The organism is Pseudomonas sp. Irchel 3E13 (assembly GCF_900187455.1).
In the GTDB taxonomy this organism is placed as follows: Bacteria; Pseudomonadota; Gammaproteobacteria; order Pseudomonadales; family Pseudomonadaceae; genus Aquipseudomonas.
This window is the reverse complement of record NZ_FYDX01000002.1, coordinates 324566-343910: the sequence shown is the minus strand read 5'-3', so window position 1 is coordinate 343910 and position 19345 is coordinate 324566. Positions and strand designations below refer to the sequence as shown.

The 19345-nt window shown below is 64.8% G+C and carries 16 protein-coding genes; 2 read left to right on the top strand and 14 right to left on the bottom strand.

The window, feature by feature from the left end; genetic code table 11:
- Positions 1 to 24: 24 nt before the first annotated feature.
- The 7 genes from CKW37_RS04095 to CKW37_RS04065 all read right to left on the bottom strand — a co-directional run bounded on the left by CKW37_RS04095 (position 25) and on the right by CKW37_RS04065 (position 7782).
- A complete protein-coding gene (locus tag CKW37_RS04095) occupies positions 25 to 1284 on the bottom strand; it encodes a NupC/NupG family nucleoside CNT transporter (protein ID WP_095154162.1) in 1260 nt (419 codons plus the stop codon).
- A gap of 65 nt (positions 1285 to 1349) precedes the next feature.
- The gene (locus tag CKW37_RS04090; protein WP_095154161.1) at positions 1350 to 1766 is read right to left on the bottom strand and encodes a cytidine deaminase; all 417 of its coding nucleotides are present in this window, start codon (positions 1764 to 1766) and stop codon (positions 1350 to 1352) included.
- Positions 1756 to 3456: a bifunctional UDP-sugar hydrolase/5'-nucleotidase gene (locus tag CKW37_RS04085; protein ID WP_095154160.1), complete on the bottom strand. Its 1701-nt coding sequence runs from the start codon at positions 3454 to 3456 to the stop codon at positions 1756 to 1758. Before CKW37_RS04085 ends, CKW37_RS04090 begins: the two co-directional genes overlap by 11 nt.
- A gap of 16 nt (positions 3457 to 3472) precedes the next feature.
- Positions 3473 to 4117: a MotA/TolQ/ExbB proton channel family protein gene (locus CKW37_RS04080; protein WP_095154159.1), complete on the bottom strand. Its 645-nt coding sequence runs from the start codon at positions 4115 to 4117 to the stop codon at positions 3473 to 3475.
- A 79-nt stretch (positions 4118 to 4196) separates the two neighbouring features.
- On the bottom strand, positions 4197 to 6497 hold the full coding sequence (locus CKW37_RS04075) for a TonB-dependent receptor (RefSeq protein WP_218241208.1): 2301 nt from the start codon (positions 6495 to 6497) through the stop codon (positions 4197 to 4199).
- A gap of 115 nt (positions 6498 to 6612) precedes the next feature.
- Entirely contained in the window at positions 6613 to 7371 is a 759-nt protein-coding gene (locus CKW37_RS04070; protein ID WP_095154158.1) for an energy transducer TonB, read from the bottom strand.
- 3 nt (positions 7372 to 7374) lie between these two features.
- Positions 7375 to 7782 carry a biopolymer transporter ExbD gene (locus CKW37_RS04065; protein ID WP_095154157.1) on the bottom strand — a complete coding sequence of 136 codons (408 nt, stop codon included), beginning with the start codon at positions 7780 to 7782 and terminating at the stop codon, positions 7375 to 7377.
- 414 nt (positions 7783 to 8196) lie between these two features.
- Between CKW37_RS04065 and aphA the strand changes: the two genes are divergently transcribed.
- Positions 8197 to 8838 carry an acid phosphatase AphA gene (aphA, locus tag CKW37_RS04060; RefSeq protein ID WP_256587680.1) on the top strand — a complete coding sequence of 214 codons (642 nt, stop codon included), beginning with the start codon at positions 8197 to 8199 and terminating at the stop codon, positions 8836 to 8838.
- On the opposite strand, the gene CKW37_RS04055 is transcribed toward aphA, so the two are convergent.
- The 6 genes from CKW37_RS04055 to CKW37_RS04030 all read right to left on the bottom strand — a co-directional run bounded on the left by CKW37_RS04055 (position 8835) and on the right by CKW37_RS04030 (position 16427).
- Positions 8835 to 10100 carry an FAD-binding oxidoreductase gene (locus CKW37_RS04055; protein ID WP_095154155.1) on the bottom strand — a complete coding sequence of 422 codons (1266 nt, stop codon included), beginning with the start codon at positions 10098 to 10100 and terminating at the stop codon, positions 8835 to 8837. The genes aphA and CKW37_RS04055 overlap by 4 nt on opposite strands.
- A gap of 3 nt (positions 10101 to 10103) precedes the next feature.
- The gene (locus tag CKW37_RS04050; RefSeq protein ID WP_095154154.1) at positions 10104 to 11681 is read right to left on the bottom strand and encodes an aldehyde dehydrogenase (NADP(+)); all 1578 of its coding nucleotides are present in this window, start codon (positions 11679 to 11681) and stop codon (positions 10104 to 10106) included.
- A gap of 84 nt (positions 11682 to 11765) precedes the next feature.
- The gene (locus tag CKW37_RS04045; RefSeq protein ID WP_095154153.1) at positions 11766 to 12713 is read right to left on the bottom strand and encodes a dihydrodipicolinate synthase family protein; all 948 of its coding nucleotides are present in this window, start codon (positions 12711 to 12713) and stop codon (positions 11766 to 11768) included.
- Between the two features lie 94 nt (positions 12714 to 12807).
- Positions 12808 to 13734, bottom strand: coding sequence for a 4-hydroxyproline epimerase (locus CKW37_RS04040; RefSeq protein WP_095154152.1), 927 nt, complete (start codon positions 13732 to 13734; stop codon positions 12808 to 12810).
- A 33-nt stretch (positions 13735 to 13767) separates the two neighbouring features.
- The gene (locus CKW37_RS04035) at positions 13768 to 14781 is read right to left on the bottom strand and encodes an Ldh family oxidoreductase (protein ID WP_095154151.1); all 1014 of its coding nucleotides are present in this window, start codon (positions 14779 to 14781) and stop codon (positions 13768 to 13770) included.
- A 17-nt stretch (positions 14782 to 14798) separates the two neighbouring features.
- Positions 14799 to 16427, bottom strand: a complete 1629-nt coding sequence (locus CKW37_RS04030; RefSeq protein WP_095154150.1) for an APC family permease — start codon at positions 16425 to 16427, stop codon at positions 14799 to 14801.
- Positions 16428 to 16913: 486 nt separating this feature from the next.
- Between CKW37_RS04030 and CKW37_RS04025 the strand changes: the two genes are divergently transcribed.
- Positions 16914 to 17696: an AraC family transcriptional regulator gene (locus CKW37_RS04025; RefSeq protein ID WP_095154149.1), complete on the top strand. Its 783-nt coding sequence runs from the start codon at positions 16914 to 16916 to the stop codon at positions 17694 to 17696.
- A gap of 585 nt (positions 17697 to 18281) precedes the next feature.
- On the opposite strand, the gene CKW37_RS04015 is transcribed toward CKW37_RS04025, so the two are convergent.
- Complete coding sequence (locus tag CKW37_RS04015; protein ID WP_095154147.1) at positions 18282 to 19043, bottom strand: DUF2092 domain-containing protein; 762 nt, start codon at positions 19041 to 19043, stop codon at positions 18282 to 18284.
- Between the last annotated feature and the right edge of the window lie 302 nt (positions 19044 to 19345).

Here is a 19345-nt window from a genome sequence, read left to right as displayed (position 1 = left end):
TCACACGCATTCATTGGATTCGGTTCAGATGGCCAGGAAGAGCCCGGCGAGTGCCGCGCTCATCAGGTTGGACAGGGTGCCGGCCACCACCGCCTTGAGGCCCAGGCGGGCGATGTCCGGGCGTCGCTCGGGGGCCATCACACCCAGGCTGCCCAGTTGGATGCCGATGGAGGCGAGGTTGGCGAAGCCGCACAGGGCAAAGGTGATGATCACCTGGGTCTGCGTGGACAGCACCGCCACGCCCTTGGCGGCGGCTTGCGCCGGGTCGAGGTGGGCGGCGAAGTCGACGTAGGCCACGAACTCGTTGAGCACCAGCTTTTCGCCGATCAGGCCGCCGGCCGTGACGGCTTCGCTCCAGGGCACGCCCAGGACGAAGGCCAGGGGCGCCAGCAGGTAGCCGAGGATCAGTTGCATGCTCAGTTCCGGGACCCCGAACCAGTTGCCGCTCCAACTGAGGATGCCGTTGAACAGGGCGATCAGGGCGATGAAGGCGAGCAGCATGGCGCCGACGTTCAGCGCGAGCTGCAGGCCGGACGAGGCGCCGAGGGCGGCGGCGTCGATAACGTTGGCCGGTTTGTCGCCGTGGTCCTGGGGCACGTCGTCCGGGTGCTGCTGCGGGGTTTCGGTTTCCGGTTCCATCAGCTTGGCCATCAGCAATCCACCCGGAGCGGCCATGAAGCTTGCGGCAATCAGGTATTTCAGTTCGACGCCCAGGCTGGCATAGCCGATCAGCATCGAACCGGCCACCGAGGCCATGCCGCCGGCCATGACCGCGAACAGCTCGGAGCGGGTCAGGCGCCGGATGAAGGGGCGGATCACCATGGGCGCCTCGGTCTGGCCGACGAAGATGTTCGCCGTGGCGGCCATCGACTCGGTGCGGCTGGTGCCCAGCACGCGGTGCAGGCCGCCGCCGATCACCCGGATCACCAGGTCCATCACGCCCAGGTAATACAGCACGGCGATGAAGCTGCTGAAGAACACGATCAGCGGCAGCACGCGGATGGCGAAGACGAAGCCGCCAGTGCCGAAGACGTCGAACATTTTGCTGCTGCTCAAGCCGCCGAAGATGAAGCTGATGCCCTGATCGGCGTAGCCCTGCAGCGAGCTCACCGACTCGGAGATACCGCCCAGGGTGCTCTGGCCCCAGGGCACGTACAGGGCGAATGCGCCCAGCCCGGCCTGCACGGCGAACGCCGCGCCGACGGTGCGCAAACGGATGGCCTTGCGGTTACTGGACAGCGCCACCGCCAACAGCAACAACACCACGATACCGATGAAGCCCATCGATCATTTCCCCGGAGGATTCAAGTAAGCGCCGCCGACGTCTGCGGTCGGTCTGGCGGGTCTGGTCAAAACTCGATGAAGGCGCCGGGCAGCAATTGCCCGGCGGTCCAGTGGCGGGTTGCCGCGCTGTCGTGGCCGACGCAGATCACCGGGCAGTCCTGCGCCAGCAGTTCCACCATCACCTGGCGACAGGCACCGCAAGGCGAAATCACCGGCACCTTGGGCGCGTACACCAGCAGCGCCTTGAAACTGCCGGGCGCCAGGCCCTGGCTGATGGCGCTGAACAGCGCGCTGCGCTCGGCGCAGTTGGTCAGTCCATAGGACACGTTCTCCACGTTGCAGCCGCGAATCACCTTGCCGTCGGCGGTCAGCAACGCGGCGCCCACGGGGAATTCCGAGTGCGGGCACCAGGCGCTGTCGGCGGCGGCGATAGCCTCCGGCAACAGGCGATCCTGCAGCGTTTGCCAGTCTTCACTGCGCATTGCTGGCCACCTGCGCTGTGGCTTTCTGGATGCGCTGCTGCGCCTCGGCGAGGCCGCCGGGCTGGCCCGCGCGATCACGTTCCTGCAGGTAGCTGATCATCGCGTCGAGGTCGTTGATCCCGGTGTCGAGGCGGTCACTGGCCTGTTTGAGCACGCTGAAGTTGTCGCCGCCCTCGGCGAGGAAGCTGTTCATGACGATGCGGTAGGGCTGCTCCGGCTGCACCGGCTGGCCGTCGACCAGCAGGCTGTCGGCGAGCACGCGCTGGCCCTTCGGCTGGCGGTCGTCCCAGCGGTAGGTCAGCGAGGCCGAAGGTTGCAGCGGATAGAAACCCATGCTGCCGTCCTGCCATTGCTGCTCCAGCAGTTGCCGCAGTTGCGCGCCGGTCAGGGTGAGCAGAATCAGGCTGTTGTTGAACGGCTGCACGGTGGCGACCTGGCCGTAATTCACCTGCTCCTGGCCGTCCTCCAGGCTGATATCCATGCGCATGCCGCCCTGGTTCATCAACGCGACCTGGGCACCGAGGGCGCGGGTGGCGGCCAGGTGCGCGTCGGCGATCAGGTCGCCCATGGCCGATTCGCCGGCCTCGTTGGTGGCGCGAAGCACTTCGCGGGCGCCCAGGCGGGCCACCGGTCTGCTCAGTTGCGCCTGGCTGCGGGTTTCGATTTCCGCCAGCAACGGAGCGATTTCGGGGCTGGCGTGGTAGCGCTGGGCGTCCACCACCAGGTTGTTGGCTTTGACGTCGAGCAACTGGTGCTTGTCGGTATCCACGGTCAGGGTCAGGTGGGTCAGCAGGCGGCCGAACGAGGCGCCCTGGGTCACCAGCTTGTCGCCGACACGGCACAGGTAGCCTTCGTGGGTGTGGGCGGTGAGCACCACTTTGATCGTCGGGTCGAGCCGCTTGGCTACGTCCACCACGTCGCCGCTCAACTGGCTGCACGCCTGCTGGTCGAAGCGCTCCGGGGTGGCGCCGCCCTGGTGGATCACCGCGACCACGGCGTCGACCTTTTGCGCGGTCAGTTCCGGCAGCAGGGCGTTGATCGCCTCGGCTTCATCGATCGTGTACAGGCCTTTCATGCTGTTGGCGCTGACGTAGGCATCGACGTTCCTGAGGGTGGCGCCGACGAAGGCGATCTTCGCGCCGTGGGCCTGTTCGATGCGGTAGGCCGGGAACAGCGCCTTGCCGGTCTGGCGGTCCATCAGGTTGGCGGAGAGGTAGGGGAAGCCCGCGCCCTTGAAGTCCTTGTCGAACTGGCACGCCTGGGCGGCGCGGTCGGACTGGCAGCCGCCGTTGATTTGCCGCAGCAACTCGGCCTTGCCGTGGTCCAGCTCATGGTTGCCGACCACGGAGAATTTCAGGCCCAGCAGGTTCAGCGCTTTCAGGCTGGGCTCGTCGGCCCACATCGAGGAGATCGGCGGGCTGCCGCCGACCATGTCGCCAACGCCCACCAGCAGCAGTTGCGGATCCTGCTTGCGCAACTCGCCCAACGCACCGCTGAGCGGACCGATTCCGCCGGCCTTGAGCTTGACCTCGCCGTTCTGGAACGGGCTCGGTTGCAGGTTGCCGTGGAAATCGTTGAGGGCGGCAATAGTGACGTTGACCGGCGGCTTCGCCGGTTGGCAGCCGCTGGCCAGCAGCAGGGCCGCCAGCATCAGCGGCAGGGGACGTAAGGCAAGACGTGGATGCGGCATGACGATCCTCGGCCGGTCAGGCAGGTTGCAGGCTGGAGGCAGCCGGCGCGGTAACGGGCCGGGTGCTGAAGGCGGTGCCCATGCCGGCGCGCAACAGGAGCATCTTCAGGTTGTCGTTGATCAGTTCGAGGCGGTCTTGAAGGTGGCTGTTGAACACCAGGCCAACCAGGGCGATGGCGATCCCCAAGGCGGTGGCGTACAGCGCGGTACCGATGCCGCGAGAGACTTCGCCCGGGTCGGAAACACCGGCTTCGGCCAGGGCCTTGAAGGTGTCGATGATGCCGAGAATGGTGCCGAGCAGGCCCAGCAACGGTGCGCCGGCGACCACCGCTTCGAGGATCCACAGGCCATGGTTGAGCTTGCCGCGCATGGCGATGTAGATCGCCTGGCCGAGGTCTTCCAGCTCATTGTGCGAATGCAGGCCGACGCGGCCGTCGAAGAGCTGACGCAGCAACTGCAACGGCAGGCTGTCGCGCTGGCGCAGTTCGGCGGGCAGTTCGTCGAAGTGGCGCACCTTCTGGTGCAGGGCCGCTTCCAGGGCGCGGGCGCGGCGCAGGTTGTGGGCGAAGAAAATGCCGCGTTCCACGACCACGAAGGCGGCGAGGGCGGCAGCGCCGTACATGATGTAGAAGGTGATGTCGTGGAGCAGGTCCATGTTCATGGCGGGTTACCTCTGGCGGTTCAGGCACGGGGCAGGACCGGCTCGCAGGCCGGTCCTGGCTCTGGGTTAGAAGGCAGGGTTAGAAGTTGGCTTCCACGGAGAGCGCGACCGTCTGCTCTTCGCCGATGGTGTAGTAAGGCGTCTGGGCGCCGGCGAAGGCCGAGCCGCTGCCGTTGTAGCGCACCGAGTTGAAGGTGGTGGTCTGCACGCCGGAGAGGTACTCGCGGTTGAACACGTTGTTCAGCGACAGGCGCACGGTGGCGTCCTTGACGAACTTCTTGTTCACCGGCAAGCGGTAGCCGACGTTCATGTCGACGGTGGTGTAGTGCGGGATGCTCTGGTCGTTGGTCAGGTCGCCGAACTGGTTGTCGACGAACTTGCCGATGACGTTGCCGTAGAAGCGACCGTCGTCGTAGCCCAGGCTCAGGTTGAACATGTTCTTCGGCACGCCGGCGATCTGCTTGCCCTTGGTCGGCACGTACACACCGTAGTAGAGGGTGTCGTTCTGTTGCTCGGCCTCGGTGTAGGTGTAGGAGGCGTAGTAGTTGAAGTTGTGCGGCAGCAGGCCGCTGAACTCCAGTTCGACACCTCTGTTCTCGACCTTGCCGACGTTGAGCATCAGGTAGTCACCGGTGACCTCGTCGCGGCTCGACACCTGGCGATCCTTGAACTTGAGGTAGAACAGCGTGGCCGACAACGCCATGTCATCGGTGGCGTAGCGCCAGCCCAGCTCCTGGTTCCAGCTCAGCTCGGGTTTGAGGCTGATCGAGTCCCCGGCGTTGTAGAGCACGTAGTTGGGCGGTGTACGCATGTTGCGGGTGACGTTGTAGAACGCCTGGTTGTCCTCGTTGATCTGGTAGCGCGCGCTGAAGCTCGGGAGGAACTCGTGGTAGGTCTTGTCGCGCTTTTCAGGCGTGTCGTAGAGGCTGGCCTTCAGGTCGCCGTCACGGGTGGAGTGCTCGTAGGCCAGGCCCATGGTCAGGGTCAGGTCGGGGGTAGCGGTCCAGGTGTCCTGGACGAACAGTTTGTGCACCGGGGTGATGGTGAAGTAGTTGCGGCCCTGTACAACCTTGCCGTTGGCGTCCCTGACCTGGTTGGAACTCTCGTAGTTGCCCCAGATGTCGGTCGGGCTGCCATCGGCTTCAAGGTAGATGAACGGTTGGGTCTGGCGCTGGCGGGCGCGTTCGTACCAGTAGCCGAAGTCGATGTTGTGTTCGTCGTTGAACGCCCAGCTCAGCTTGGTGTTGACCCCCGGGCGCCAGGTTTCGGTCCAGGACGGACGGTAGTAACGGCCGCTGACCGGGTCGCCGTCGGCGTTGTACTGGGCAGTGGTCTTCAGGTTGCTCAGGTCATAGTTGCCGGAGCTGTTGGTGGTTCGGGTGAGGGTGGCTGGCGAACCGAAGGCGCGGTAGCTGCCGCCGTTGGCCCAGTAGTAGTAAGGCGCGACGGTCAGTTGCAGGTCATCGCGCAACTGCCAGCGGCTGGTGACCGATGCCGTTACGTTTTCGTACGGGTTGCGGCTGGTCTCGTAGCTGGCGGTGGTGAGCTTGCCGGTGGTCGGGTTATAGGTCGGTACGTTGGGGAAATCGTAGTCGTGGTCCGACTTGTACTGCGCCAGGCTCGGCGAAACGTAGTTGTAGTTTTCCTGCTTGTGGTACTTGATGATGCCCTGGATCGAGTTGCCTTCACCGAACTTGAACAGGCTGTTGAGTTCGAACTTCTCGGCGTCCAGGTCGCCTTTGCCTTTCCATTTGTCGCTGTTGGTCTTCGACGCGGAAATGTAGTTGCTCAGGCCGTTGTATTCGCCGGTGTTCAGGCGAACGAAGGTCTTGCTCAGGTTGTTGCTGCCAACGGTCTGTTTGAAGAACACCCCGGCGTCCTTGCTCGGGGCCATCGAGACCAGGCCGATGTTGCCGCCGCTGGAACCGATATGCGGCGCATCCAGTTCGGAGGAGCCCTGGGTCACGAAGACTTCCTGGAGGTTTTCCGGGTCGCCCAGCAGGTTCGGGTACACCTCGAAGCTGCCCGAGTCGTTGATCGGCACGCCGTCCATGGTCATGCCGATCTGGTCGGATTTCATGCCACGCATGGTGAAGTTGAAACCGCTCAGGCCGGTGCTGTCGTCGCTGGAGACGTTGATGCCGGGCGTGTATTTCAGCTTGTCGATACCGTTGCTTGTCGGACTCATCTTGTCCAGGGCTTCCTTGGTGACCGTGGAGCGCGCCTTGGCCGCTTCCTCCTGCACCATCAAACCGTTGCCCACGGTTTGACCGGTAACGTTGACGCTACCGATATCGACGGAGTCTTCCGCCAGTGTCGAGGCGGTCCAACCGCCGCAACCAACGGTCAACATCATGACGAACAGCCGATTGAGTTTCACCAAGCTTCCCTCCCTTGTTTGTGATTGATCGTGTGAAGACAGATGCCAGGTTTCGCGCGTGCAGAGGCCCGCCCGGCGATCTGAGCGATCGTCGGCTGGGCACTTTCCGGGGAACCTAGTTTTCTATGTTGTAAACAAGCGTCGCGATAAAACGGTACTTATCCCTGCCCTCGAATACGGCCTCGGGAAAGGGCCTTACTTGCTCGATACGGCGCAAGCTGGTTTGCGCTGCCTTGTTCAGCAGCATGCTCACGGCTTTCTTCTCGATGCCCGAATCGAGCACCTTTCCTCCCCGGTCGATCAGCAGCCAGATCACGACACTGCCCTCCGGGCGTTGCAGCGATGCCTCGCGGCCTCGCGGGTATTGCTTGTACTTCTCCAACTCCGCGTGCAGCGCGGCGATGTAGCTGTTTTCCAATGCCGCGATGTTGACCTTGGGCGGCGCCGGCGGTGGTGGTGGCGCCGGTGTCGCGGCCGCTGGCGGTTTGCTTGCCACTGCCGGAGCCACTGCCGGTTGCGCGGCGGGCTGGGGTGATGCCGGCTTGGCCACCTGGGGTTTCGGCTTGGGCGGCTGCGGCTTGGGCTCAGGCGGTTTTGGCTTGGGCTTGGGCGGCGGCTCCGGCAGTTCGACCACCGGCTCCGGGTCTGGCTCGGGCGGCGGCTCGGGCACAGGTTCCGGCTCTGGCGGCGGTGGCGGCGGAACCGGTTCCGGCTGCAGGTCCGCCGGATCGATCAGTGCCACCTCGACCGTGGTTTCGTCGTACTTCGGGGTGATCTTCAACTCCGCCTTGAGGGCGCTCTGAACAGCGATCACCAGCAGGCAGATGGCCGGCAGGCACGCGATGACTTTTCGCGATTTGAACAGGACCGACATGGCTTACAGCTTTCGCGTGGCGATGGAGACGGAGGAAAAACCGTTGCTCTTGAGCAGGTCCATCACGGCCACGAGCCGACCGACTTCAACGTCTCGGTCGCTGTTGAGGATGATCACCAGTTTCTCGCTGGTGTTTTCCAGGGTCTTCAATTGCGCGACCAGTGCGTCTTCGCCGAGGTCCTGGCCGTCGAGTTGCAAACGCTCATTCAGGCCGAGGGTGATCACCGCCTTGTTCTGCGGTTTCAACTGCTGGGCGTGGGCGGCGCCGGGCAACTGGGTCTTGATGCCCAGGGCCGGAATCACGTTCAGGCTGATCAGCACGAAAAACACCAGCAGGAACATCATCACGTCGATCATCGGGATGATTTCGATATGCACGCGTTTCTTTTTCGGTTCTTCCCAACTGCGCATTGCCTTGGCTCTCCACTTTTGTTCGTCGGCCGGCTGATAGCGGCGCGGCTACTTCGACTGTGTTGTGAGAGCCCTCGGTGCGAAACCTTTCAAAGCTGTCACTGATGTCAGGAACACCCTAGGAGGAGGACGTTACAGTTTGATTAAGTGCTTGCTGTCGAGTGGCAAAAAGATATCAATCCCGGGAAAACGATGCGATTGAAAGGGCGGTGGCAGGCTGTAAGGGTCTAAATAGACTGTTTGTTGAACAGTCTGGAACCGGTAATGGGATGCCGGTATCAGTTGCTGACGAAACCTGGCGTATCGAAACGAAATTGACATGACTGTCAGTTATTCAGGTAGACCCCTTGTCGGGCACCACGGGTGTGGCGCCAGCGAGTGACAAGGTCTCCACTTTCGAAACGAGAGGTTTGTGTGCGTACTTTCCAACGGATGCTGGCCGCATTGCTGGCGCTGACCCTGGCGGGATGTTCCGACCCGTCGCGCCCTGCCGGTGTGCACTGGATTACCCTGCAGCAACTCACCAGCAGCCTCGGCGACACGGCGCCGATGGCGGTAGGGTTCGATATCGACGACACCGTGTTGTTCTCCAGCCCCTGTTTCTACGAGGGCCAGCAGAAGTATTCGCCGGGCAGCAACGACTACCTGAAGAACAGGGCGTTCTGGACGGAAACCAACGCGGGCTGTGACCGCTATTCGATTCCCAAGGACGTAGCCCGTGCCCTGATCGACCTGCATCAGCGCCGCGGCGACACGCTGTTTTTCGTCACCGCCCGACCGCAGACCGAGGGTGAGCAGGTCACCGCGATCCTCAAGCAGGCTTTCGCCATCAGGGACATGCAACCGGTGGTGTTCACCTCGGGCCCGGAGAAGGCGCGCTTTCTCCAGGACCGTGGGGTGCACCTCTACTACGGTGACTCCGACAGCGACATCCGTTCCGCACAGGCCGTCGGCGCGCGTGCGATCAGGGTGATGCGCGCCGCCAACTCGACCAATCAGCCGCTACCCGCCAATGGGGCGTTGGGGGAAGAAGTGCTGGTGGACTCGACTCACTAGAAACGCGCGAGCCGATAGGCTGCGACGTTCGGCAACGCAGTGGCGGGCGTCGCCGAGCCCGCCAATGCTGCGACCATCTCCGCCGTCACCGCCGCCTGGGTCAGCCCCAGATGTTGATGACCGAAAGCCAGCAGCACACGGCCTTCACACACCCGATCAATCACCGGCAACGAATCCGGCAGCGAAGGCCGAAAGCCCATCCACGGCGTCGCCGCTTCGGCATTCAGTTCGCGCTTGAACAAACCCTGGCTCAGCCGCTGCAACTGCCAGGCCCGGGCCATGTTGGCCGGGCGCTCCAGGCCGGCGAATTCGACCGTGCCGGCCAGGCGCAGGCCGCCGGACATGGGCGTCATGATGAACTTGCGCTCCAGCGAGGTGACGGCGAACGGCAGCCGGTCGTGCTCGTGGGGCAGCATCAGGTGATAGCCGCGTTCGGTATCCAGCGGCACCCGCGTGCCGGTCAGCGCTTCGGTCAGGTGAGCCGAATGAGCGCCGCAGGCGATCAGCACCCGAGGCACCACCAGTTCGCCCTGTTCGGTGCGCAACGCGACGCCGTCGGCCTTGAGTTGCCCGCCCTGTACGTCTCGCTGAACGAACTGCACGCCCGCAGCCGTGGCGGCGTCGAACAGTGCTTCCACCGCCTGGTGCGGATCGAGGAAGTGCCCGGTCGCGGGGAAGAACAGACCGCCCAACAGATGCTCGCTCAGTTGCGGCGCGGCGGCGCGCACGGCGTCCGCCTGCCACAACGTCACCTCGACATTCTGCTGGCGCATGCGCGCGTGCAGGGCGTCGATGGCCGGGCGTGATTCGGGACGCTCGAAGACCAGCAGCGAACCGTCCTGCTTGAGCATTTCCGTGTGGCCAATGGAATCCAGCAGGCGCCGCCAAGCCGCCAGGCTGCTTTCGTTGAGGGCGCGGATGCCGGCCACGCTGCGGCGAAACGGTGCCGGGCGCAGGTTCAGCAGCAGGCGAGTGAACCACGGCAAGGCCCGCGGCAGGTATTTCCAGTCCAGGCGCAGCGGGCCCATGGGGTCCATGAGCATCGCCGGCAGGCGCTTGAGGATCGACAGGTCGGCGATGGGAAACACCTGCTCGGTCGCCAGGTGCCCGGCGTTGCCGAACGAGGCGCCCATGCCCGGCGCCTGACGGTCCACCAGCAACACCCGCTGGCCCTGGCGGGCCAGTTGCAGCGCGCAGGCGACGCCGACGATGCCGGCGCCGATCACGGCGATATCCACGTTGGGGGTGAAGGTCGTGGCCATCGATCAGGCCTCTCTCTGGCCGTCGAGCAGGCGCCGCAAGTGCAGCGGGTTGCCGTGTTGCAGCGCGGCGGGCAGCAGGTTGTCGGGGAAGTCCTGGTAGCACACCGGCCGCAGGAAACGCAGGATCGCCGCGGTCCCCACCGAGGTGCTCCGGGTATCCGAGGTGGCCGGGAACGGGCCGCCATGGACCATCGCATCACAGACTTCCACGCCAGTCGGCCAGCCGTTGACCAGCAGGCGCCCGGCCTTGCGTTCAAGCGTCGGCAGCAGGGCGCGGACGTCGTCGAGGTCGGCTTCGTCCAGGTGCAGGGTCGCGGTCAATTGGCCTTCGAGGTGCTCGGCCACCTCGCGGACTTGTGCGTCATCGGCGCAGGTCACCACCAGCGAGGCGGAGCCGAACACCTCCGCTTGCAGGCTCGGATCGGCGAGGAAATCCGCTGCCTGGGTGACGAACAGGTGCGTCTGGCACTGGTTCGGGCCTTCAGCGGCGAGGCCGGCGGCGGCGGTGTCGGCGTTGGGGTTGCCGGCCAGCGCTTCGATGCCGTTGCGGTAGGCGCTGAAGATGCCCGGGGTGAGCATGGTCTGCGCCGGGCTCTGCCAGATGTGCTGGGCGGCGGTGGCGATAAAGCGGTCGAGGTCGGCGCCCTGGCGGGCGATGACCAGGCCGGGGTTGGTGCAGAACTGCCCGGCGCCCTGGTTCAGCGAGGCGACGAAGCCTTGCGCCAGCGCTTCGGCGCGGGCCTGCAGGGCGGACGGGAAGAGGAACACCGGGTTGATCGAACTCATTTCCGCGTACACCGGAATTGGCTCGGCCCGTGCTGCGGCCGCCTGGCACAGAGCGATGCCGCCGCTGCGCGAACCGGTGAAACCCACGGCCTTGATGCGCGGATCGCAGACCAGCGCGATGCCCACTTCACGACCGGAGCCGTACAGCAGCGAGAACACTCCGGCTGGCAGCTCGCAGTGTTTCACCGCGCGGGCCAGTGCCTGGCCGACCAGTTCACTGGTGCCGGGATGGGCGCCGTGGGCCTTGACGATCACCGGGCAGCCGGCGGCCAGGGCCGAAGCGGTGTCGCCGCCGGCGACGGAGAAGGCCAGCGGGAAGTTGCTGGCGCCGAACACGGCCACCGGGCCCAGCGCCACCTGCCGCTGACGCAGGTCGGCGCGGGGCAGCGGTTGGCGTTGCGGCTGCGCGTTGTCGACGCGCACGTCCAGCCATTCACCGGCGCGAACAGTACGGGCGAAGGTGCGCAGTTGCCCGCAGGTGCGACCGCGTTCGCCCTGGATCCGGGCGCGCGGCAGGCCGCTTTCGGCCACGGCGCGGTCGATCAGTTCGTCACCCAGCGCTTCGATCTCGCTGGCGATACGTTCGAGAAACTGCGCGCGGACTTCCAGCGAAGTCTCCCGGTAGCGGTCGAACGCCGACCAGGCCAGGGCGCAGGCTTGTTCTACCTGCTCGGTGGTGCCGCCCGGATAAGCCGGTTCGAGCACCCGGTTGGTGGCCGGGTCGATCGCGCGGATGGCTTCGCGGCTGCCGGTTACGGCGTGCTGACCGATCAGCATGTTGCCTGTCAGGGTCATAACGGCTCCTGAAATGAATTCGAGGGTGGCCGGCTGCGCACAGCCGGCAAGAAACGGAAGCGGCGCACAAGGCGCCGCGAGGGATCAGGCGACGTTGTTGCTCGCCGACCAGGTGGCGAACCACTGGCGGAACAGCGTGTACTGGGTCTCGGCGTAGTTGCGCTGGGCGTCGCTGAGCACGTCGGTTTCGTTGAAGTGCAGGCTGTATTCGGTGTCGCCGTTGAGCACCATCAGGTGCTTGTAGTAGAGCACCAGGTCGCAGCCTTCATCGAAGGACGACAGCACTTGCAGGGCGTCCGACAGCTCCAGTGCCTGGCGGCGGGCGACGGCGTCACCCTTGGCGGCTTTCTTGCTCAGGTCGACCAGCAACAGCACTTCGCGCGGCAGGGCGTTGCCGATACCGGTGATGGCACCGGTCGCGCCGCAGTTGACGAAGCCGTGCACGACCTGGGTGTCGACGCCGGCCATCAGGATCACGTCCTGGTCCTGCGAGGTGATGTGCTCGGCGGCGTAGCGCATGTCGGCGGCACCGCCGAACTCCTTGAAGCCGATCAGGTTCGGGTACTGGCGGCGCAGCTTGAAGAACAGGTCGGCGCGAGTGGCGAAGCCGTAGTAAGGGCTGTTGTAGATCACCGCCGGCAGTTTCGGCGCGGCTTCCAGGATTGCCGCGAAGTGCGCTTCCTGAGCGGCCGGCGAGGCGCCGCGAGACAGCACGCGTGGAATCACCATCAGGCCGTGGGCGCCGACTTTGGCTGCGTGGGCGGCGTGGGACACGGCTTCGCGGGAGTTGACCGCGCCGGTGCCGACGATGGTCGGAATGCCGGCGGCCACCAGGCGCGCCACACCTTCCTGGCGCTCGGCTTCGGTCAGCAGCGGCCAGTCACCCATGGAGCCGCAATAGACCACGGCGCTCATGCCGGCTTCGATCAGTTCGCGGCCTTTTTTCACCAGCGCGTCGAAGTCCGGTTTGCGGTCCGGGGTGCAAGGGGTCATCAGGGCGGGGATGGTGCCGGTGAAGATGTTGGTGGTCATGAGTCTTGGTCCTTTGTGTTCAGTTTGAGTCGGGAGAGGGGACGGGACCGCTTGGCGGTCCTTCGCGAGCGAGCTCGCTCCTACAGCAGGGGGCTCAGATGCCCCAGGCGAAGGGGTCGTTTTCGTCGATAAGCAGGGTGGCGTCGGCGGTCATGTAGGCGCGGCCGGTGATGAACGGACGGATGCGCTCGCCGTCCCATTCGTAGCGACCTTCGAAGCGGCTGGCGGTGATGCTCGCCTGTACCCAGGGCTCGCCGGCGGCCAGCTTGCCGTCGGCGGCCAGGCACGCGAGCTTGGCGCTGGTGCCGGTGCCGCAGGGCGAGCGGTCGTAGGCTTTGCCGGGGCACATGACGAAGTTGCGGCTGTCGGCCTCGGCGTCGTCGGCGAACAGTTCGATATGGTCGATCAGCGCACCGTCCTCGCCGTGGATGCCCTGGTCTTCCAGGGCGCGAAGCATCTTCCAGGTGAAGTCGGTGAGCAGCTCGACGTTGCTCAGGTGCAGTTCCTGGCCGTGCTCGGACACCAGGAAGAACCAGTTGCCGCCCCAGGCGATATCGCCGAAGACGCGGCCGTAACCCGGCACGTCCACCGGCACTTGCTTGCGGTAGCGGTAGGACGGCACGTTGGCCACGGTGATCGCGCCGTCGTCGTGCAGGGTGGCGCTGACCTGGCCGACCGGGGTGTCGATCTTGTGCTCGCCGGGGGCGATTTTGCCCAGGTGATGCAGCGAGGCGACCAGGCCGATGGTGCCGTGGCCGCACATGCCCAGGTAACCGGCGTTGTTGAAGAAGATCACGCCGCAAGTGGCGTCCTCCGACACCGGTGGCGTGTACAGCGCGCCCACCAGGACGTCGTTGCCACGGGGTTCGAGCAGGCAGGCGCGGCGCCACTGGTCGTGCTGCTGGCGCAGTGCATCGCGCTTTTGCGCCATGGTCTCGCCGGCCGGTTGCGGGAAACCGTCCAGCACCAGGCGGGTGGGTTCGCCTTCGGTGTGGGAGTCAATCACGCGGATCTGTTTCATCAGTCTGTCCCTCAAGAATGCGTTGTTGTCAGGTCAGGCCAACAGGCCTTCGATATCCCGCAGCAGGCTGCGCTCGACCCACACGCCCTCGGCCTGTGAGCGCTGGCGCGCGGCGAAGCGGCGTTGCGAGGGCAGCCTCGCGCCCTGGCCGGTGATGGCGCTGAACAACTGTTCGGCTCGTTGCTGGCCGCGCTCGAAATCGTCACCGCCGAAGCGCTGCGGATCGAACGCCAGCAGCAGTTCGCCATGGCATGGCGTAGCCCCGGCCCCGGCGTCGAAGGCCAGGGAGTCGGCGCTGGTGAGGTCGCCGATCAGCGCGCCGGCCAGCAATTCGATCATTGCCGCCAGGGCCGAGCCCTTGTGTCCGCCGAAGGTCTGCATGGCACCGTCCAGCGCGGCGCGGGCGTCGGTGGTCGGCTGGCCTTCGGTGTTCAAGCCCCAGCCCAGTGGAATAGCTTTTTCCTGGCGGGCGTGCAGCTCGATGTCGCCGCGGGCGATGGCGCTGGTGGCGAAGTCGAAGACGAACGGCTCCTGGCCCGCCCGTGGCCAGGCGAAGGCCAGCGGGTTGGTGCCGAACACGCCGCGCTTGCCGCCTTCCGGCGCCACCCAGGCATGGCTCGGGGTCATCGCCATGCCCACCAGTCCGTGGGCGGCGATGGCTTCCACTTCCGGCCACAGCGCCGAGAAGTGGAAGCAGTTGCGGATCACCAGCGCCGCCACGCCCTGTTTGCGCGCCGCTTCAACCAACCGTGGCAAACCGTGCTGGAAGGCCAGCAGCGAGTAGGCGAAGTGCGCGTCCACCTTGACGATGGCCGGCGACGGCTGACTCACGGTCGGTTGCGCCGCCGGATCGACCTTGCCCGAGCGCAGCGAACGCACGCATACCAGCACCCGGTACAGACCGTGGGAGTGACATTCGTCGCGCTGGCCCTGGGTGATCACCTCGGCGATCGCCCGGGCATGGTCGTCGGCCATGCCGTTGTGGGTCAGGGCGCGGTGCGCCAGGTCGAACACCTGGTCGAGGCTGAGGTTGATGCGCTGGTTCATCACGGGACTCCGCAGGCTCAGGACAGTTGGGCGCGGGCGCCGGCCGGAGCGCTCTGGGCGCTGTGTTCGGCGTCGCTTTCCGCGTCGTCGGACTCCAGTTGCACCAGGTGCGCCGGTACGCCGGTTGCCGCGCCCCAGTAGTAAATGCCGAGGGCGCAGGCGGCCACGACCAGGGTGTCGAACGGATGGGCAATGACACCCATGCCGCCGAAACTGCCGAGCCAGGAGAGCAGGATGGTCACCGCGTAGAAACCGATCAGCCAGGCCGACGAGCGCACTTGCTGGGCCAGGCTCAGGTGCTGGGTCGGGACGAAGCGGCCGCACATCAGGTAGATGACGAACATCAGGATCTGCAGGCTGAGCAGCCAGGACACGGTCTTCCAGCCGGACCAGTAGACGATCAGCGCGGCGATGATGAACGACAGCGGACCGAGCAGGCCCATGCGGCGGACGCGGAACGGACGCGGCATGTCAGGGGCATTGCGGCGCAGCGCGGCGACCGACACCGGGGCGACGGCGTAGCTGAGGATCAGCGCGGCGGAAACCACATTGATCAGCGCTTCCCAGGACGGGAACGGCAGGGTCCAGAACACCGACAGGCCGAAGGTCAGCCACAGCGCCGGGCGCGGGATGCCGGATTGTTCGTCGATGCGGGTGAAGACCTTGAAGAAGGTGCCGGTCTTGGCCCAGCCGTAGACCACGCGCGGGGTGGCGTTCATGTAGATGTTGCCGCAGCCGCTGGGCGAGATCACCGCGTCGGCCACCACCAGATACGCCAGCCAGCCCACGCCCAGCGCCAGGGCGATGTCGCGGTACGGCAGGGCGAGTTCCTTGGCGATGCCGGACCAGCCGTTGGCCAGCATTTCGGTCGGAATGCCGCCGAGGAAGGCGATCTGCAGCAAGGCATAGATGGCGGTGGACAGCAGCACCGAGAGGATCAGCGCGATCGGGATGGTGCGTTGCGGGTTCTTCACTTCCGAGGCCACCGAGATGATCGGAGTCAGGCCCAGGTAGGCGAAGATGATGCCGCCGGCGGATACCGCCATTTCCACCCCGGAAAGCCCGAACGGCATGAAGCCCTGGGAGGTGAAATTTTCCGGTTTGAAGAAGGTGAACAGCACGCCGATCACCAGCAGCGGCACGATGAACTTGAACACGCTGATCAGGTTGTTGGACTTGGCGAAGGTCTTCACGCTGTAGTAGTTGAGGGCGAAGAACAGGCAGAGCAGGCCGAACTGCACCAGCCAGCCGAGGACGGTCGGGTCACTGGAACCGACCTTGGTCAGCTCCGGGAACCAGGCCGCGGCGTATTGGCGCGCGGCGACCACTTCGATGGCCACCAGGCTGGAAAACGCGATCAGCGTGATGAAGCCCATCAGGTAGCCCAGCAGCGGGCCGTGGGAATAGACCGGGTAACGCACCACGCCACCGGCGCGGGGCAGGGCGGCGCCCAGTTCGCAGTAGACGATGCCCAGCAACAGAACGGCGAAACCGCCCAGCAACCAGGAAAAGATCCCCGCGGGACCGGCGATGGCGGACACGTGGCTGGCGGCGAACAGCCAGCCAGAACCAAAGATGGCTCCCAGTCCGATAAAGGTGAGGTCTATCAATGAAAGTTGTTTTTTGAACTTGCCTTTGCCTGACATGGCGTCGCCTTCTTGTGGGTTATTGGATAGGCAGAAGTGATGTCACTTTGAAAGCACTGTTTCGGGGATCACCCGATACGGTGTTTACGGTTTTGTTTAACCGCGTTCTTATAAAACCCATTGCGTTGCGCTAGCGAAGACACACTTCCTCGTTACCCCGGCGCACGCTCGCCAACGCATTCCAGGGCGCGGGCTGGTGGTCTTGCCTGGACTTCGCCACAACGTTTTCGACGACTCAGGCAATGCCAATACAGTGGACCCATCGGCGCCTCGGCGCTTGATGGTTTTCTTCAAGAGGAATGACGAAATCGGCATAGTTAGGAAATTTCCCTATGACTCTTCGGAAAATTTCTGAAGCCTTACAAGCCACGCCCTCTGTGGCGTCCGTCGAGGCTCGACAGTCCGGGGAGGGTGCGGCAAAGTGTCCACCTGGTGAGAACCCGCTTGTGGATTTTTACCAATCGGTCAAGAACGAGAGCCCGCCCCATGACCCCCAGCGCGTTTGCCATCCTCTGTCAGGGCAATGCTCAGTGCCGCCCTGAAACCATCGAAGAGCTGTTATCCGGCATGGCGTTCTTATTGCCGTTGTTCGATGCCATTCCCAATGTGGCGATATTCATCAAGGATGTTCAGGCGCGTTATCTGTTGGCCAATCTGGCGTTGATACAACGCTGTGGTTTCAAACAACTGAGGCCTTTGTTGGGCAAGACCAGCGCCGAAGTCTTTCCGGCGCAATTGGGCCCCGGATATACCGAACAGGATCGGCGGGTACTGGAAGAAGGCCGGGTATTGGAGGACCAACTGGAATTGCACTTGTACGGGTCGCGCGAACCCGGTTGGTGTTTGACCCACAAGCGCCCGTTATATAACCGCCGCGGGGAAATCATCGGCCTGGCGGGGGTGTCGGTGGACCTGCAATCGGCCAGCGATTCGCACCCTGCGTATCAGCGGCTGGCGGCGGTGGACGAGTACATCCGGGCGAATTTTCACCAGCCGGTGACCATGCGCGAATTGACCCGCGTCGCCGGAATTTCCGTGGCGCAACTGGAACGCTACTGCAAGCGGGTGTTCCACCTGACGCCGCGGCAGATGATCCACAAAGTGCGGCTGGAACATGCTCACCAGCTTTTACATACCGAGTTGCCGATTACCGAGGTGGCGTTGCGCTGCGGGTATACCGATCACAGTGCGTTTACCCGGCAGTTCAAGGTGCTGACCGGGTTTACGCCGAGGCAGTACCGGCAGGCGACGGGGGGCGTTCTGGTATAGCGCCCCGTTACCAAGGCGCCCTGACCACCACGAACCGGACGCTGTTACCCACATACTGCGGCTGATACCACGTGCTCCCGCAATGCTGGTACGCGACCCCGCTGGCCACCACCGACACACAATCCGGCGGCACCGACGCCACTTCGCTGCCAATCGCAATTGCGGTCGCGGTGGTTGCCCCGATCACTGCGGCGGTCGCCCAAGGGTGATACCAGCCATCCGGTGGGGGCGGCGGTGGAGGTGGCGGAGGCGGCATGGGTCCTGGCCCGGGTCCGGGAGGCATGGGATGCGGTCCCGGCCCCGGCGGCAGTGGATGCGGCCCGGGCCCCGGCTCAGGATGTGGCCCCGGATGCGGTTCTGGCCCAGGATGCGGCCCCGGCCCCGGCCCCGGCCCCGGCTGCGGCCGAGGCATGGGCTGCGGCCGATAACCCGGCTCGAACCCCGGCCGCTGGAATCCACCCCCCGCATGATGCGGCACCACGAACGTGCGCCCACCACCGCCCCCGCGCAACTGCCAGGCCTCGCTCACGGCGGGAATCAGCAGAACCACCACGACCCCGAGCACCAGCGCACCGCGCCCGTAATTCATGGCTGTTCTCCCTTGCGCAGTTCGACCAGCGGCACCGCCAGCGCCTTGGCCGGCGGGGTGAAGGTGAAGGCGTCGGCCTTGATCGGCGAGGTGAGGTCCCAGGCGAAGCTGACGCTGTGCCTTGGTCGCTCTGGGTCGTCGCGGCGGGTAATCACCAGCCGGCACGGCAATGGCGCCGCGCCTTCGCGCAGCCACAGTTGCCAGTCGATGTCCGGCTGGCGGTAGGCGTAGTGCGTGCAGGTCTGTCCTTCGATGTTTTCCTTGTCGATCACGTAGGCCTGGCTAATGCCGACGTCATCGGCGGTCCCGGCGTTCCAGCGAAACAGGTCGGCCAGCGGCAGTTCGATGCCGTAGCGATCGGCCAGCCGGTCCAGCAGTGTGTCGATGCTGTCGGGGGCGTCGCCGCGGGTGAAGTAGTTCAGGCGCTGGTCGTACAGGGTGAAGCGCTTGCCGTCGTAGAAGAACTGCCGGCTGGCGCTGTTCTGGTCGACGTTGACGTAGAGCTTGTCGGGACGCTCCGCGAGCACCTGGGTGTGGTGCTGGAAGGCGATGGTCTGGCCGCTGTCGAGTTGCTGGTCGGTTTCGCTGCGGGCGCTCAGGCTGAAGCGTTCGATGCTTTGCAGGTAGTTGCCGAGGGCAACGAGCGCGGCGATGGCCGCCGGGTCGCGCTGCGGATCATCCGCGCCGTGTGCGTTCGGCGGCAGCAAGGACAGCGACAGTGCCAATGTGGTGGCGGTGAACAACAGCGGTAAGCGCATCGACGAACTCCGTTTGGCAGATGGGCTGTCGCGACAAGCGCGGGTGATCGGGCAGGCCTGTGCGGGGCACCTCTGAAAGTAGTTGGGCGAAGGGGTTAATACAAAAGCGCGGTTAACCGAATTCGCTATATGCGCGACGATGCAGCCGAACCAAGCAACGATTGCCATCGATTCGAGGACACCGGCGTTGTCATCAGAGGAAATACATTTTCACCCAGAGGCCCGGAAACCCGCGGTTAGGATTCGGCTCTTATCCGTCAGTGTTTTTCCCACATTGGCAATTCAGGTTTTCCGATTACCAC

Coding starts and splice junctions, on each gene's coding strand:
- CKW37_RS04095 (WP_095154162.1), bottom strand. CDS start 1,284: ATGGGCTTCATCGGTATCGTGGTGTTGTTGCTGTTGGCGGTGGCGCTG.
- CKW37_RS04090 (WP_095154161.1), bottom strand. CDS start 1,766: ATGCGCAGTGAAGACTGGCAAACGCTGCAGGATCGCCTGTTGCCGGAG.
- CKW37_RS04085 (WP_095154160.1), bottom strand. CDS start 3,456: ATGCCGCATCCACGTCTTGCCTTACGTCCCCTGCCGCTGATGCTGGCG.
- CKW37_RS04080 (WP_095154159.1), bottom strand. CDS start 4,117: ATGAACATGGACCTGCTCCACGACATCACCTTCTACATCATGTACGGC.
- CKW37_RS04070 (WP_095154158.1), bottom strand. CDS start 7,371: ATGTCGGTCCTGTTCAAATCGCGAAAAGTCATCGCGTGCCTGCCGGCC.
- CKW37_RS04065 (WP_095154157.1), bottom strand. CDS start 7,782: ATGCGCAGTTGGGAAGAACCGAAAAAGAAACGCGTGCATATCGAAATC.
- CKW37_RS04055 (WP_095154155.1), bottom strand. CDS start 10,100: ATGGCCACGACCTTCACCCCCAACGTGGATATCGCCGTGATCGGCGCC.
- CKW37_RS04050 (WP_095154154.1), bottom strand. CDS start 11,681: ATGACCCTGACAGGCAACATGCTGATCGGTCAGCACGCCGTAACCGGC.
- CKW37_RS04045 (WP_095154153.1), bottom strand. CDS start 12,713: ATGACCACCAACATCTTCACCGGCACCATCCCCGCCCTGATGACCCCT.
- CKW37_RS04040 (WP_095154152.1), bottom strand. CDS start 13,734: ATGAAACAGATCCGCGTGATTGACTCCCACACCGAAGGCGAACCCACC.
- CKW37_RS04035 (WP_095154151.1), bottom strand. CDS start 14,781: ATGAACCAGCGCATCAACCTCAGCCTCGACCAGGTGTTCGACCTGGCG.
- CKW37_RS04030 (WP_095154150.1), bottom strand. CDS start 16,427: ATGTCAGGCAAAGGCAAGTTCAAAAAACAACTTTCATTGATAGACCTC.
- CKW37_RS04025 (WP_095154149.1), top strand. CDS start 16,914: ATGACCCCCAGCGCGTTTGCCATCCTCTGTCAGGGCAATGCTCAGTGC.
- CKW37_RS04015 (WP_095154147.1), bottom strand. CDS start 19,043: ATGCGCTTACCGCTGTTGTTCACCGCCACCACATTGGCACTGTCGCTG.